This window comes from Pseudomonas sp. S35 (assembly GCF_009866765.1).
Taxonomy (GTDB): Bacteria; Pseudomonadota; Gammaproteobacteria; order Pseudomonadales; family Pseudomonadaceae; genus Aquipseudomonas.
Genome location: NZ_CP019431.1, coordinates 4,582,390 through 4,596,655, shown reverse-complemented (window position 1 = coordinate 4,596,655; position 14,266 = coordinate 4,582,390). Strand labels below are relative to the sequence as shown.

Sequence of the window (14,266 nt, the reverse complement as noted above, 5' to 3'; positions counted from 1 at the left end):
TTGCCCCCGATGGCGTCAGACCAAGCGCCGCTTACTTGGGCCCCATAATCTTCACCAACTTATCCGGCGACGGCGCGCCTTGCTGTTGCTGCAACCCACCCTTGTCATCCAGGTAGAAAATCGCCGGGGTGGCGGACAGTTCCAACTCATCCATCAACTTCATGTTGGCATCGAGCTTGGCTTCGATATCGGCCGGGATCTTCTCCAGTGCCTGCAATTTGCTGCCCTTGCCGGCGGCTTCGTGTTCTTCGAGGGCTTTTTGCGGGTCTTTGGCGGCAAACAGAGCAGCCGACTTGGCCGCGCTGTCTTCGCGGATGATGCCGACCATGATGTGGCGCAACTGCACCTTGCCGGCCTTGACCCACGGGCGCGCCTGTTCCCAGAACATGTTGCAGTACGGGCAGTTGGGGTCGCTGAACAGGTAGACGATGCGCGGCGCGTTTTTGTCGCCGTCCTGGATCCAGCTGCTTTTTTCCATCTTGGCCCAGACTTCCTTGGCCATCGGCGCGTACACCAGTTTTTCCAGGGGCGCGGTGCTCAGGTCATTGCCCTGGGCGTCGTACAGGTTGCCGGCGATCACGTGTTTGCCGTCGGCGGTCAGGTACAGGGCCATGCCGCGGTTCTGGTATTGCGCGGCGTAGCCGGTGAGGCCGCTGGGGGCGTCGAATTTGCCGATGATCCTGGCGCCCTTGGCTTCAATCTGTTTGATCGGCGCCGGCCAGTCTTCGGCGTGGGCCAGGGTGGCCGCCGCCATCAGTGGCAGCAGGGTCAGCAGGTGGCGGAGGCTTGGCATGTCGGTTTCCTTTGAGGGGCGGTGTCGAAGGGTTCCATGGCGCGGGCCAGGCTGGCCTGGGACAACTCGCCCAGGTGGCTGTTGACCAGGCGCCCGTCGGCTGTATAGAACAACGTGGTCGGCAAGGCCATGGAGCCCACGGCCTGGCCGAGACGGCCGCTGGCGTCGAACAATACGTTGTCGAGGGTCAGGCCCTGGGTGGCCAGGTAAGTGCTGACGCTTTGCATGCTTTCGGCCTGGTTGACGAACAGGAAGGTGACGTCGGGGCGTTGATGTTGCGCGCGCTCCAGCACCGGCATTTCCCGGCGACACGGCGGGCACCAGGTGGCCCACAGGTTGATGACCAGCGGGCCGCCCTTGTAGTCGGTCAGTTGCACTTCCTGGCCGTCGGCATTGCGCAAGGTGATCTGCGGCAGTTGGGTGCCTTTGTCATAGAGGTTGAGGGCCAGGCTGGTCATGCCCCAGAACACCAGGCCAGTGATGACCCCGGCGCTCAGCGGCTTGCGCAGCGCCGGGCGACGCCAGCCGTAGGCCAGTGCACCGAGGATCAGGGCGATGATGCCGGGCCAGGCGAGAAAGCCGCCGTCGCGCAGGTCGACCATCTGCAGCCAGTCGCTGCTGTAGTAACGCCAGTACATCAGCACAAAGCTGATGCGCGCCGCGAGCATGCCCAGCAGGAACAGGCTGAACAGCACCGATTCCGGGTTCTCACCGCCACGCTTGGCCACGCGCCAGCCCACCAGGGTGGCGAGAATCAGCGCGCTGATCAGCAGAATGTGATTCAGCGCGATGGCGAAGGTGCCGATGGTCAGGGTCAGCATCAGAGAGCGTCCCGGGCTTGGGTCCAGCGTTGCAGGAAGGCGGCGGCGTTTACTTCGCCGGTGATGCGCTGGGCGCGGCGTTCTTCGCCGTCAGGGCCGATCCAGACGAAGCTCGGTGGCCCCGGTACTTTGTAGCGACCCAGCAGCTCGCGGCTGGCGGCGTTGTCGGCAGTGACGTCCAGGCGCAGCAGGCGTACGTCTTTCAGGGCGTCGAGGACTTCGGGTTGGCCGAACACCTGTTTCTCCATGATCTTGCACGACACGCACCAGTCAGCGTAGTAGTCCACCAGCACCCATTGGCCCTGGGCCTTGGCGCTGTCGAGTTGGTTTTGCAGCACGGCGGGGTCATTGATGGTCATGAAGGCGTCGTGGGCGGTGGGCGCGCCAGTGACCTGTGTGCCGCTGTACACCTTCAACGGTTGCCACAGGTCGTCGCTGCCACCGGCCGCACCCACCACCAGCACTGCGCCCCACAGGCCCAGCACCAGGGCGCCGGCACCGAAGACCTTGGCCGCCAGGCCGTACTCGCGGGCCAGTGTCCAGCCGCAGTAAGCCATCACCAACGCCAGCCCGCCCCACAAACCGAGCCACAGGCTTTCGTCGACTACGGGGCGAATCATCAATACGGCCGTGGCGAGGAACAGGAAGCCGAAGATGCCCTTGAGCACATTCATCCACGTGCCCGGCTTGGGCAGGAAGCGGTTGCCTACCGTCACCAGCAGCAGCAATGGAATGCCGATGCCGATCCCCATGGCGAAGAGGATCAAGCCCCCGTGCAGCGCATTGCCGCTCTGGGCGATGTACAGCAGCGCGCCGGCCAGGGGCGCGGTCATGCACGGGCCGACCAGCAGGCCGGACAAGGCGCCGAGAATACCGGCACCCACCAGGCTGCCGCCGCTTTGCTGGCGGCTGACGTTGTCCAGGCGATCACGCAGGAAGGCCGGCAGTTGCAGTTCAAAAAAGCCGAACATCGGCAGGGCGAGAATGACAAACAGTGCGGCGAAGCTACCGAGGATCCACGGCGTTTGCAGCAGGGCGGCGAGATTGGCGCCCAGCAATGCGGCCAAAACACCCAGCGCGGCGTATACCAGCGCCATGCACACCACGTAGCTGCTGGCCAAGGCGAAGCCGCGACGCGGGCTGGCGCCGCTGCCCACGACCAGGCCGGCGAGGATCGGCAGCATCGGCAACGAACACGGCGCAAACGCCAGGAGCAGGCCCAGGCCAAAGAACACCAGCAGGCTCCAGCCCAGGCTGCGCTGTTGCAGGCCGCTGGCCAGGCTCTGGTCCTGGGCCTCGGCGGTCGCTGCAACGGCCGGGTTGCCACCCATGTCTACGGTGATCGACTGCGGCGGGTAGCACAGGCCCGCGTCGGCGCAGCCCTGCCAGCCCAGCTTGACCTTGCCGGTGACACCTGCGGGGAGCTTCACCTCCAGGCCCTGGCGATACACTTGCTGCTCGCCAAAGAACTCGTCGCTGTGGGCTTCGCCTTGGGGGAGCACGGGTTGTTCGGCGAGGCCGTCGAACTTCATGCGCTGTTTGTACAGGTAATAACCGTCGGCAATCTGCCAATACAGCTGTGTTTCACCGGATTCCAGGCGCTCGGAGGTAAAGGTGAAGGCCATGCCCACCGGGAGGAAATCGGGTTTGGTCTCAAAGGGGTTGCCCGGCGCGGCCTGGGCGAACCCCGCGAATAACACCAGCAGAAAGGTAAACAGATGCCGCATGGTCAAGCCTTAGTTCGATGCAAGTGAGGCACACAATGTGTGGCGTTGATTAACCGATGATTAACCCGGCGCTATTCTAAAGTGTAGGGAATATCTGAGCTTGCCTCTTTTCACGGCATAATCTGCGCTTAATCCGCTGCACCTTTAATCACCCCATCTTTCATGAAGGGTTCACCATGCACGTACTGGTCTGCGAAGACGACGAACTGATCGCCAGCGGCATCGTGGCCGGCCTCACCGCCCAGGGCTTTACGGTCGAGCGCGTGGCCACGGCGGCTGCCGCGCGCGCGATGCTCAAGGCGGCGACCTTCGACATCATGGTGCTCGACCTTGGCTTGCCCGACGAAGACGGCCTCAAGCTGCTGCAACAGTTGCGCAGCCAGGGCCTGGAGATTCCGGTGCTGATCCTCACCGCACGGGATTCGGTGACCAACCGCGTCGACGGCCTGCAAGCCGGTGCCGATGACTACCTGCTCAAACCTTTCGACTTGCGCGAATTGGCCGCACGCCTGCAAACCCTGCTGCGGCGGATGGCGGGGCGCAGCGTCAACCTGATCGAACACGGCCGGTTGACCTATGACCCCAGCAGCCGCGAAACCCTGCTCGGCGGCCAGCCGGTGGATTTGTCCCGGCGCGAGCAGGCGCTGCTGCAGGCGCTGCTGCACAACAAGGGCCGAGTGCTGTCCAGCGAGCAGCTCAAGGACAGCGTCTACGGCTTCAATGATGAGTTGGAGAGTAACGCCCTCAACGTGCATATCCATCACCTGCGGCGCAAATTGGGCAACGGCATCGTCGAGACCGTGCGTGGCCTGGGCTATCGCCTGGGGCCGGCGGATGATGGAGAGAGCGTTTCGTGAAAAGCCTGCGCCTGCGCCTGACCTTCAAGCTCGGCGCCGCATTCGTGTTGATCTGGGCCCTGGCGGCAGCCTGGATGCTCAACGACCTGCGCAACCAAATGATGTTTTCCCTCGACCAGCGCCTGGTGGCTTCGGCGCGCATGGTGGCGGGGCTGACCGAGCAGATGCCGGGTCTGGCCAGCGTCAGCGGCGGCGCGCATTTCAGTGCCGAGCAACTGCACGTGCCCGGCGGCATGGCCTGCCAGGTCAGTTCGTTGCGCGGGGAAATCCTGGCGCGCAGCCACACTACGCCAGACCAGGGCCTGGAGTCGCAGCGCAGTGGCTTTCGTGACCAGATGATCGACGGCGTGGGCTGGCGCAGCTTCACCCTGTCCCGTGGCGACCTGTTGATTACCACCGCTGACCGCCAGGTGGAGCGTGAAGCGCTGAACATGTCGATCCTGCTGGCGGCGTCGGTGCCGGTGGGTGTGGCCATGCTCGGTTGCCTGTGCCTGCTGTGGCTGGGCATCGGCCAGAGCCTGCTGCCGCTCAATCGCATGCGTGATGCGCTGATGCGGCGCAGTGCCGATTCTCTCGAACCGCTGCAGATCCACCCGCTGCCCAGCGAGCTCAAGCCGCTGCTCGACACCCAGAACCAACTGTTGCAGCGCATCGCCAAGACCATCGAGCGTGAGCGCCGCCTGACCGGCGATGCTGCCCATGAACTGCGCAGCCCGCTGACGGCGATCAAGACCCATCTGCAAGTTGCGCGCATGACCGAAGGCGCGGCCCGCGACCAGTCCCTGGCCCATGCCGAGGAAGGCGCCGACCGCCTGCACCGGACCCTGGAGCAATTGCTGTTGCTGGCGCGGGTGGAAGGCAGCCTGTCGTTTGACGATGGCGTGCAGTCCAGTGCCGAGGAGGTCGCACGGTTGGCGATCCAGGATGCCAATGCCGGCGATAACTCACGTATCGACTTGATCCTGCCGGACAACCTCTGCGATGCCCCGGTGGACATGCCTGTGGGGCTGGCGGTTGCCGCCTTGCGCAACCTGCTGGACAACGCCCTGCGCCATACCCCGGCAGACACCCGCGTAGAACTCAGTGTGTTGACCGGCGCCGGCCAGGTGGTGTTTCGCGTACGTGACCACGGTAAACAGATTTCCAGCGAGGACCTGCAATACCTGACCCAACGCTTCTGGCGCAACGGCAGCAGCGAAGGCTGTGGCCTGGGCCTGGCGATTGTGCAGGCGATTGTGCAGCGTTGCTCGTGCTCGCTGAAGTTCGACAGCCAGGCGGATGGGCTGCGTGTCGACCTGGGGATGCCGCTGCGACGCTGATCAGCGTTCTTTCAAGTGCCAGATAGTTACCGCCGTCCTGACGTTCAAACCTTCAGGATGGCGGTAATTTTTTTGCGCTTGAACGGGCCGAAAGACTCGGCCTGTATTGAAAAGGACGGTTCTTATGTTGGTCATCGACACCAGTTTTCCTGCCGCAGGCTTCAATGGCCGCAACGGCGAGCCCATTGGGCAGTTGATTCTGCACTACACCGCAGCCCCCTTTGCGGTATCCCTGCGCACCCTGACCCAGGATGGGGTCAGTGCTCACTATCTGTTGCCCGACCCTGATGAAGCCAGTTACCGCGCTGCCGGTTATGACGAATTGCGCGCGTTTCGCTTGGTCGACGAAGACAAGCGCGCCTGGCATGCCGGCGTAAGCCAGTGGGGCGGGCGGGATAACCTCAATAGCCGCTCGATTGGCATCGAGATCGTCAACCTGGCCCGGGATGACGGCGGCGTGTTCACCTTTCCTGAGTACCCTGAGGAACAGGTCGAGGTGCTGATTGCACTGCTTCGCGACCTGCTCGGGCGCTATCCGCAGATCGGGCCGACGGACATCCTCGGGCATTGCGACGTGGCCTACACGCGCAAGAGCGATCCAGGCCCCCGGCTGCCCTGGCGGCGCTTGTTCGAGGCGGGGATCGGCGCGTGGTTCGATGAGGCCACCCGGGCCATGTACCAGCGGCGGTTTTACCTGGGGCTGCCGCCGGAGGTCGAGGTGGAGCGGGCGTTTCAGCGCTATGGCTATGCACCGGCGAAAAATCGCCAGGGCTTCGAGCAAAGAACACGGGCGTTTCAGATGCACTTTCGCGCGCGGGACTACCGTGGGCTGCTTGATGCAGAGACCTGCGCGATTTTGTACGCACTGAATGAAAAGTACCTGGGGCTGTGTGGCTGAACGTTTTTCGCGACCAGAGGAGTAAATCCTCCTCACGCTGGTGCGTTTCCAGAACAGGAAATCCGTGCGCATGCCCTTGGGCCAGACGCCAACGGATCGGCAGTTTGGTCACCATTATCAGCGTATTGAGGGACAGAGAGATGTCAGTCGCTACCAGCCGTATCGAAGACGCCCCGGTGCATGTCAGCCCGGTACCCGCGGAAACGCTCTACCAGTTCGACGAAACTCCCTTGCTGGCTCGCCAGCGCCAGCAGGAATCCAACGCCCGCAGTTATCCGCGACGCATTCCCCTGGCACTCAAGCGCGCCAAGGGCATTTACGTGGAAGACGTGGAAGGCCGTCAGTTCATCGACTGCCTGGCCGGTGCCGGTACCCTGGCGCTGGGGCATAACCATCCGGCGGTGATCGAAGCTATTCAGCAAGTGCTGAGCGATGAGTTGCCGTTGCACACGCTTGACCTGACCACCCCGGTCAAGGACCAGTTCGTACAGGATCTGTTTGGCCTGTTGCCGGCGGAGTTGGCGCGGGAAGCGAAAATCCAGTTCTGCGGCCCTACCGGCACCGACGCGGTGGAAGCCGCGTTGAAACTGGTGCGCACGGCCACCGGGCGCAGCACGGTGCTGTCGTTCCAGGGCGGTTATCACGGCATGAGCCAGGGCGCATTGAGCCTGATGGGCAGCCTCGGGCCGAAGAAACCCTTGGGTGCGCTGCTCGGCAATGGCGTGCAATTTCTGCCGTACCCCTACGATTATCGTTGCCCGTTTGGCCTGGGCGGCGCGGAAGGTGTGCGGGTCAACCTGCATTACCTGGAGAACCTGCTCAATGACCCGGAAGCCGGGGTGCTGTTGCCGGCGGCGGTGATTGTCGAAGCGGTGCAGGGCGAAGGCGGCGTGATCCCTGCGGACCTCGACTGGCTGCGCGGTCTGCGTCGCATCACTGAGCAGGCCGGTGTGGCCTTGATCGTCGATGAGATCCAGAGCGGTTTCGGCCGCACTGGCAAAATGTTCGCCTTTGAACACGCGGGCATCATTCCGGATGTGGTGGTGATGTCCAAAGCCATCGGCGGCAGCCTGCCGCTGGCGGTGGTGGTGTACCGCGACTGGCTCGACACCTGGCTGCCGGGCGCCCATGCCGGGACGTTCCGTGGCAATCAGATGGCCATGGCCACAGGTTCGGTGGTGATGCGCTACCTCAAGGACCACGACTTGGCCGGCCACGCGGCGGCGATGGGTGAGCGCCTCGTTGAACACCTGCGCCTCCTGCAGCGCGACTTTGCGCAACTGGGGGATATCCGTGGGCGCGGGCTGATGCTCGGCGTGGAGTTGGTGGACCCGGACGGCACCCTCGATTACCAGGGCCACCCACCGGTGCATCGCCATTTGGCGCCGTTGGTACAGCGCGAATGCCTCAAGAGGGGCCTGATCCTGGAACTGGGCGGTCGCCACGGCAGCGTAGTGCGCTTCTTGCCACCGCTGGTGATCACCGCGGCCGAAGTCGACCGCGTGGCAGAAATCTTTGGTCGGGCCCTGGCGGCAGCGGTCGCCAGCCTCTAATTTTTCGCCCGTTTGGTACGTTTCTACAGATATCAGCGCTGCGCGTGGTGCGCAGCCAGCCTTTGAGCAATGGAGAACAGCAATGACCTCAGTATTTGACCGCGACGACATCCAGTTTCAGGTAGTGGTCAACCATGAAGAACAGTATTCCATTTGGCCCGACTACAAGGCCGTGCCAGAAGGCTGGCGCACCGTGGGCAAAAGCGGCTTGAAGAAAGAGTGCCTGGCCTACATCGAAGAAACCTGGACCGACATGCGCCCGTTGAGCCTGCGCCAGAAAATGGACGGCGCTGCACTGGCCTGAATACGGCGGTTTTTGTCTGGTAATCAGGCGTTATGTGGCGATCACGCTGGTTGTGGTGAGCGGGCGGTGCGACGATTCGACAAGCCCGCTCACTACCACAAGCCCGCTTAGCAAAGGTGGGTGCGATGCCTTCAAGCTTCCTTGTTTTTTTCCAACCCGCCGGACGCCCCCGTCACCACCTGCACACTCAAGCGCGGTGTCGCCAGATCCAGCCCGGCCTCGTCCAGATGCCGTTTCAACGACAGGTTGAACGCCCGCGACACTTCCCACTGTTTGATCGGCGCCGTCTTGAACCGTGCGCGCAGGATCGCGCTGCCTGACTCAAAGCTTTCCACACCCTGGATCTCCAGCGGCGACCAGATGTTGCGGCGCTGCAGCGGGTCATTGCGCATTTTCTGGCCGACATCGCGGATCAGCTTGATCGCGTTATCAATGTCCATGTTGTACGGGATCGCCACGCGAAAGATCGCGTAGCCGAACTCTCGCGAGTAGTTCTTGATGCTCTTGATTTCGCTGAACGGGATGGTGTGCACAATCCCGTCGATATCGCGCAGGCGCACGGTGCGGATGGTCAGGCCTTCGACGGTGCCGAGGTGGCCGCCTACGTCCACATAGTCATCAATCGCCAGGGAGTCTTCGATGATGATGAACAGCCCGGTGATCAAGTCCGCCACCAGCGACTGCGCACCAAAACCGATGGCCAGGCCGATCACACCGGCACCCGCCAGCAGTGGCGTGACGTTCATGCCCATGTTCGCCAGGGCGACGATGGCGGCGATGATAAAGATGGTCACGAACAGCACGTTGCGAATCAACGGCATCATGGTCTGCGCCCGCGCATTGGCCAGGCCTTTGCGCGAACGGGTGAGGGCATGGTGGATCGCGGTGTCGCTGAGGATCCAGATCAACCAGGCAAACAGCAGCGTACCGCCCAGGCCGAACAGCTTGACCGCGATTTCATGGCCGTCGCCTTCGGCAAAGCCAATCAGCGACAGGCCCCACACCCGCAGGCCCAGCTCGATAAACACCAGCCACACGGTCAGGTGGGCCAGGGTATAGATGAAGCTTTTGAGGCGCTCGGAGTACAGCGCGTGGCGTTTGTGCCCGCGTTGCGGCTTGAGGGCATGGCGGCGCACCAAACCGTTGATCACCATGCACAGCACCAGCAACACCGTGCACAGCAGTGATTGGCGCAGGGCGGTGCTGGTGTCGCCGGCCGAGACGAACGTTGCGAACAGCGAAATGCCCACCAATAGCAAGGCTGGGATGTACCAGAACGTGCCGATGATCGAGAGGGTGTCGCTGAGGGCGCGTCGCGTGAGGCGGCGCGACAGAGGCTGGTTGCGAATCAGGTGGGCGATCGGCCGGCGAAAACGCAGGATAAATACGCCGGTGGAGAGCGCCGCCATCACATTGGCGACGGTCGCGGCGGTGTGAGACAGGTGCTGGCCCAGGGATTGGACCAGGCGCGGGTCGCTCAAGGCTTCACCAAAGGCGGCAAAGCTGCCGATCCACCACAGCGGGCGAAACGCCTGGTGCCGCAGGATATACAGCGCACGATGGCGGTGCGGGCCGTCGAGCAGCGAGAAGGCGATCACGCAGATGGCCGAGAAACAGGTGCCGACCACCAGCGCGTAAGCCAGCACCATCGCCAGGGACTTGCCCAGTGACGAGGGCAGGACGTAGCTCAGGTACACAGTGATCACCAGCGCGATCAGCCACGGCCCCAGTTTACGCAGGGCAAAGCGCACCATGTCCCAGGTGCGCGGGTGTTGCGGCAACTCTTCAGGCAGGCCGAATCGTTCGCGGACGCGGTGGCTGAGCCATATCAACGCGTAGGCCAATAGGCTCCACACCGCGAGAATCAGCGCGAAGCCGAAAATGATCGGCAACCATTCGCTGGCCGGCAGTATCAACGCGTCGAGTTCGTCCTTGGCCTGGTCGATCTCACTGGACCAGCGTCCCAGCGGGCTGTCATTGCCGGAGAACTGTTGCTCCAGGCTCGACAGCGTGCTGCCGATCAGCCCCAGCACGCCTTGTTCGGCGGCCGGCTGCGCTTTCTGCGTGGCGGCGCGGAGTTTTTTCAGGTCGCTCAGCAGTTGGGTGCGCTGCTGGTCGTTTTCCAGGGTCTTGATCACCTCGTCCAATGATTGGCCCAGGGGCACTTCTGCCTGGGGCTGGGACTTGTTGGCACTGCCCAACAGGCCAGGCAAGCCGACCGCGTGGGCAGACGCAAGCGGCAGCAGGGTGAGCAGGGCGATCAGCAGGTAGCAGGGCAGGGCAAACAGGCGGGAAAACACGAGGCGGTCAACCTTGGAAACGACGGGTTGAGCGAGTGTACGAGTGCACGGGTCATTCGGCCAGTTTAGCGAGGATCTTGTACACCACAGTGCCCAGGATCAGCAGCATACCGATCCACATGCCGAATACGCCGAGGGGCTTGTCACGAAAGTTGAAACCGACCGCGAGCATGATCATGCCGATCAGGATAGGGATAAGCATGGCGTGGAAGGAAGACATGGAGATCATGGTGCGACGGCCTTGTCGGAGTGGGAATACTGACAAGTCTAGGTCGGATTGCGGGATGTGCAGGTGATATAGATCAGGTGGGGCGCGAAACCAAATGTGGGAGGGGCAAGCCCCTCCCACATTTGTGACTGTATTCAGCTTTTGGATCAGGGCAAGTCGTGGCTCGCGTAGAACGCGCCCAGTACCTTCACCAAATGCGCCAGGTCATGGCTGCCGCACAGTTCACGAATGGAGTGCATGGCAAACGTCGGCAGGCCGATGTCCACGGTGCGCACGCCCAGGTGGCTGGCGGTGATCGGGCCGATGGTCGAGCCGCAGCCCATGTCGCTGCGCACGACGAAGCTTTGTACCGGCACTTCCTCGGCCATGCACAGATGACGGAAGAACCCGGCGGTTTCGCTGTTGGTGGCGTAGCGCTGGTTGCTGTTGACCTTGATCACCGGGCCGGCATTGAGCTTGGGGCCGTGGTTGGCGTCATGCTTGTCGGCGTAGTTCGGGTGTACGCCGTGGGCATTGTCCGCAGAAACCAATAGCGATTTCTGAATGGTACGTACGAATTCATCACCTTCGGGCAACAGGCGGCGCAGGGTCTGTTCCAGCATCGGGCCATCGGCGCCGCAGGCCGAGCAAGAGCCAACCTCTTCGTGGTCGTTGCACACCAGCACGCAGGTTTCGTCGCTTTCGCTGGTGAGCAAGGCTTGCAGGCCGGCGTAGCACGACAGCAGGTTGTCCAGGCGCGCGCCGGCAATGAAGTCGCCATTGAGGCCAATCACGGCAGCGCCCTGGGTATCGTAGAAGCTCAACTCGTAGTCGAGCACCACGTCAGCGTTCAACCCATGTTCGCGTGCCAGTTGCTCGGTGAGCACCGCGCGAAAGTCCACGCGTTCGTCACCGGCAAATTGCGCGAGGATTGGCGGCAGCTCAGTCTGGGCATTGATCGCCCAACCCTGGTTGGCTTCACGGTTGAGGTGAATGGCCAGGTTGGGGATGATCGCGATAGGCAGCTTGAAGTCGATCAACTGGCTCTCGACCTTGCCGTCGCGGCGAAAGGTCACGCGGCCGGCCAGGGACAAGTCACGGTCAAACCACGGTGCCAGCAGTGCGCCGCCGTAGACTTCCACACCCAGTTGCCAGAAGCCCTGGCGTTGCAGTTCTGGTTGGGGCTTGACCCGCAGGCACGGGCTGTCAGTGTGGGCGCCGACCAGGCGAATACCGCCTTGCAGCGGCGAGTGACGGCCGAGCTTGAAGGCGATGATCGAGGAGTCGTTGCGGGTCACGTAGTAGCGACCGTTGGCTTCGGTGGCCCAGGTTTCGCGTTCGTCGAGACGCTGGTAGCCGGCCGCTTCCAGGCGCTGGGCCAGGGCCGCAGTGGCATGAAAAGGAGTAGGGGAGGCCTTGAGGAAGTCGATCAGGCCTTGATTCAACGCTTCGCGCATAAATAGCTCCAGACAGCAATGCGCGGAGTTTACCGCATTGGTTTGACTCGGTGTCCAGAAGTGACACAGAACAAATGTGGGAGGGGGCTTGCCCCGATGACGAAGTGTCAGTCACTGAATCTGTTGACTGCGCCGATGCCATCGGGGGCAAGCCCCCTCCCACATTTTGATCGTGTTGCCAATTCTAGAACGGTGCCGGGCACTCAAACCGCAAGCGCTCACCGCTTTGCGGGTGAGTGAAGCTCAGCATGCTCGCGTGCAAACACAAGCGCGGCCACGCAGCCAGGGCCTGCTCATGGGCATACAACCCATCACCCAGCAGCGGATGACCGATGGACAACATATGCACCCGCAGTTGGTGCGAGCGCCCGGTGATTGGCGTCAGCTCGACACGGCACCAGTCCCCACAACGCTCCAGCACTTTCCAGAAGGTCAGCGCATGCTTGCCGAATTCGTGGTCCACCACATGCCGTGGCTTGGTTGGCGGGTCGTAGCGCAGGGGCAGGTCGATGCTGCCGCTGTCCAGTTCCGGTTGGCCCCAGGCCAGGGCGGTGTAGGCCTTTTCGGTTTCACGGTCGTGAAACTGGCGGGACAGTTCGCGATGGGTATCGGCATCCCGGGCCAGCAGGATAATCCCCGAGGTTTCCCAATCCAGTCGATGGACGATGCGGGCTTCGGGGTAGCCGTTGTCCTGCAGTCGGGTGATCAGGCAGTCCTTGTTGTCGTCGGCGCGGCCAGGCACCGAGAGCAGCAAGGTCGGCTTGTTCACCACCAGGACGGCGGCGTCCTGATGCAGGATGTGGATATTGGACAGCGGCATTAAACAGCCTCGTAACAAACGCCAACGGCGGCTCGACCACCCGGTTCCCGCGAGGGGATCAAGGTGATCGAGCCGCCGTGGCGGCCGCCTGTTCGATCAACGATCAGGCAGGGTGATATTGAGTTCCAGAATCGAGCAGCTGCCGTCATTTTCCAGGGCGACATGCACGTCATCGTTGCCGATATTGACGTACTTGCGGATCACCTCGACCAGTTCCTTCTGCAAGGCTGGCAGGTAGTCCGGGGTGCTGCGTTGGCCGCGTTCGTGCGCCACGATGATCTGTAGACGCTCTTTCGCGACCGACGCGGTGCTTGGCTTTTTGTTGGCGCGAAAGAAGTCGAGAAATTTCATTGTTTAGTTGCCTCCAAAGATACGCTCGAAGAATCCCTTCTTCTTTACATCGAGGAAGCGATGTTCCACGGTCTTGCCCAGCAAGCGATCAACCGCATCGCTGTACGCCTGGCCGGCGTCGCTCTGGTCGTCAAGAATCACGGGTACGCCCTGGTTGGACGCCTTCAGCACGGCCTGGGATTCCGGGATCACACCCAGCAGGGTCACGGCGAGGATGTCCTTGACGTCTTCAACGCCGAGCATTTCGCCGTTGCTGACGCGCTCAGGGTTGTAGCGGGTGAGCAGCAGGTGTTCCTTGATTGGGTCCTGACCCTCTTCGGCGCGCTTGGACTTGCTGGCCAGCAGGCCGAGCATGCGGTCCGAGTCACGTACCGACGATACTTCCGGGTTGGTCACGACGATGGCTTCATCGGCGAAGTACATCGCCAGGTGAGCACCGGTTTCGATACCGGCCGGGGAGTCGCACACCACGTATTCGAAGGTTTCCTTCAGCTCGGCGAGGACTTTGCCCACGCCTTCTTTGGTCAACGCATCTTTGTCACGGGTCTGGCTGGCAGCCAGCACGTACAGGTTCTCAAGGCGCTTGTCCTTGATCAGGGCCTGTTGCAGGTTGGCTTCGCCGTTCACCACGTTGACGAAGTCGTACACCACGCGGCGTTCGCAGCCCATGATCAGGTCGAGGTTACGCAAACCGACGTCGAAGTCGACGATGACTGTCTTGTGGCCGCGCAGAGCGAGGCCGGTACCGATAGCGGCGCTGGTGGTGGTCTTACCCACACCACCCTTGCCGGATGTAACCACGAGAATCTTGGCCAAGGTGTTTCACCCCTAAGGAAAAAGGACTTTGCAGTCCCTGAA

Annotated in this window: 14 protein-coding genes; 5 read left to right on the top strand and 9 right to left on the bottom strand. The window is 62.5% G+C overall.

The features are described from left to right. Positions 1 to 31: 31 nt before the first annotated feature. The 3 genes from dsbG to dsbD are packed head-to-tail and all read right to left on the bottom strand — an operon-like array spanning position 32 to position 3,341. Positions 32 to 793 (bottom strand): thiol:disulfide interchange protein DsbG, encoded by a 762-nt coding sequence (dsbG, locus tag PspS35_RS20505; protein WP_159936558.1) that lies wholly within the window; start codon positions 791 to 793, stop codon positions 32 to 34. Beyond that, positions 769 to 1,614, bottom strand: coding sequence for a TlpA disulfide reductase family protein (locus PspS35_RS20500; RefSeq protein WP_159936557.1), 846 nt, complete (start codon positions 1,612 to 1,614; stop codon positions 769 to 771). Before PspS35_RS20500 ends, dsbG begins: the two co-directional genes overlap by 25 nt. Further along, positions 1,614 to 3,341: a protein-disulfide reductase DsbD gene (dsbD, locus tag PspS35_RS20495; RefSeq protein WP_159936556.1), complete on the bottom strand. Its 1,728-nt coding sequence runs from the start codon at positions 3,339 to 3,341 to the stop codon at positions 1,614 to 1,616. Before dsbD ends, PspS35_RS20500 begins: the two co-directional genes overlap by 1 nt. A 176-nt stretch (positions 3,342 to 3,517) precedes the next feature. Between dsbD and PspS35_RS20490 the strand changes: the two genes are divergently transcribed. The 5 genes from PspS35_RS20490 to PspS35_RS20470 all read left to right on the top strand — a co-directional run bounded on the left by PspS35_RS20490 (position 3,518) and on the right by PspS35_RS20470 (position 8,272). Then, positions 3,518 to 4,198, top strand: coding sequence for a response regulator (locus tag PspS35_RS20490; protein WP_159936555.1), 681 nt, complete (start codon positions 3,518 to 3,520; stop codon positions 4,196 to 4,198). Further along, positions 4,195 to 5,517 carry an ATP-binding protein gene (locus PspS35_RS20485; protein WP_159936554.1) on the top strand — a complete coding sequence of 441 codons (1,323 nt, stop codon included), beginning with the start codon at positions 4,195 to 4,197 and terminating at the stop codon, positions 5,515 to 5,517. Before PspS35_RS20490 ends, PspS35_RS20485 begins: the two co-directional genes overlap by 4 nt. Before the next feature lie 124 nt (positions 5,518 to 5,641). Beyond that, positions 5,642 to 6,415, top strand: a complete 774-nt coding sequence (locus tag PspS35_RS20480) for an N-acetylmuramoyl-L-alanine amidase (RefSeq protein ID WP_159936553.1) — start codon at positions 5,642 to 5,644, stop codon at positions 6,413 to 6,415. Positions 6,416 to 6,555: 140 nt separating this feature from the next. Then, positions 6,556 to 7,968 (top strand): aspartate aminotransferase family protein, encoded by a 1,413-nt coding sequence (locus tag PspS35_RS20475; protein WP_159936552.1) that lies wholly within the window; start codon positions 6,556 to 6,558, stop codon positions 7,966 to 7,968. An 82-nt stretch (positions 7,969 to 8,050) separates the two neighbouring features. Beyond that, positions 8,051 to 8,272, top strand: a complete 222-nt coding sequence (locus tag PspS35_RS20470) for an MbtH family protein (protein ID WP_159936551.1) — start codon at positions 8,051 to 8,053, stop codon at positions 8,270 to 8,272. Between the two features lie 131 nt (positions 8,273 to 8,403). Here PspS35_RS20470 and PspS35_RS20465 read toward each other — a convergent pair whose 3' ends face one another. The 6 genes from PspS35_RS20465 to minD form a co-directional block, all read right to left on the bottom strand. Further along, positions 8,404 to 10,572 carry a mechanosensitive ion channel domain-containing protein gene (locus PspS35_RS20465; protein WP_159936550.1) on the bottom strand — a complete coding sequence of 723 codons (2,169 nt, stop codon included), beginning with the start codon at positions 10,570 to 10,572 and terminating at the stop codon, positions 8,404 to 8,406. A 52-nt stretch (positions 10,573 to 10,624) separates the two neighbouring features. Continuing rightward, positions 10,625 to 10,801: a hypothetical protein gene (locus PspS35_RS30110; RefSeq protein ID WP_010208820.1), complete on the bottom strand. Its 177-nt coding sequence runs from the start codon at positions 10,799 to 10,801 to the stop codon at positions 10,625 to 10,627. A gap of 146 nt (positions 10,802 to 10,947) precedes the next feature. Then, on the bottom strand, positions 10,948 to 12,237 hold the full coding sequence (locus PspS35_RS20460) for a M18 family aminopeptidase (RefSeq protein WP_159936549.1): 1,290 nt from the start codon (positions 12,235 to 12,237) through the stop codon (positions 10,948 to 10,950). A 184-nt stretch (positions 12,238 to 12,421) separates the two neighbouring features. Then, the gene (locus tag PspS35_RS20455; RefSeq protein ID WP_159936548.1) at positions 12,422 to 13,057 is read right to left on the bottom strand and encodes an RluA family pseudouridine synthase; all 636 of its coding nucleotides are present in this window, start codon (positions 13,055 to 13,057) and stop codon (positions 12,422 to 12,424) included. 96 nt (positions 13,058 to 13,153) lie between these two features. Next, positions 13,154 to 13,408 carry a cell division topological specificity factor MinE gene (gene minE, locus PspS35_RS20450; protein ID WP_003175252.1) on the bottom strand — a complete coding sequence of 85 codons (255 nt, stop codon included), beginning with the start codon at positions 13,406 to 13,408 and terminating at the stop codon, positions 13,154 to 13,156. A gap of 3 nt (positions 13,409 to 13,411) precedes the next feature. Further along, positions 13,412 to 14,224 (bottom strand): septum site-determining protein MinD, encoded by an 813-nt coding sequence (gene minD / locus PspS35_RS20445; RefSeq protein WP_065887939.1) that lies wholly within the window; start codon positions 14,222 to 14,224, stop codon positions 13,412 to 13,414. Positions 14,225 to 14,266: the final 42 nt, after the last annotated feature.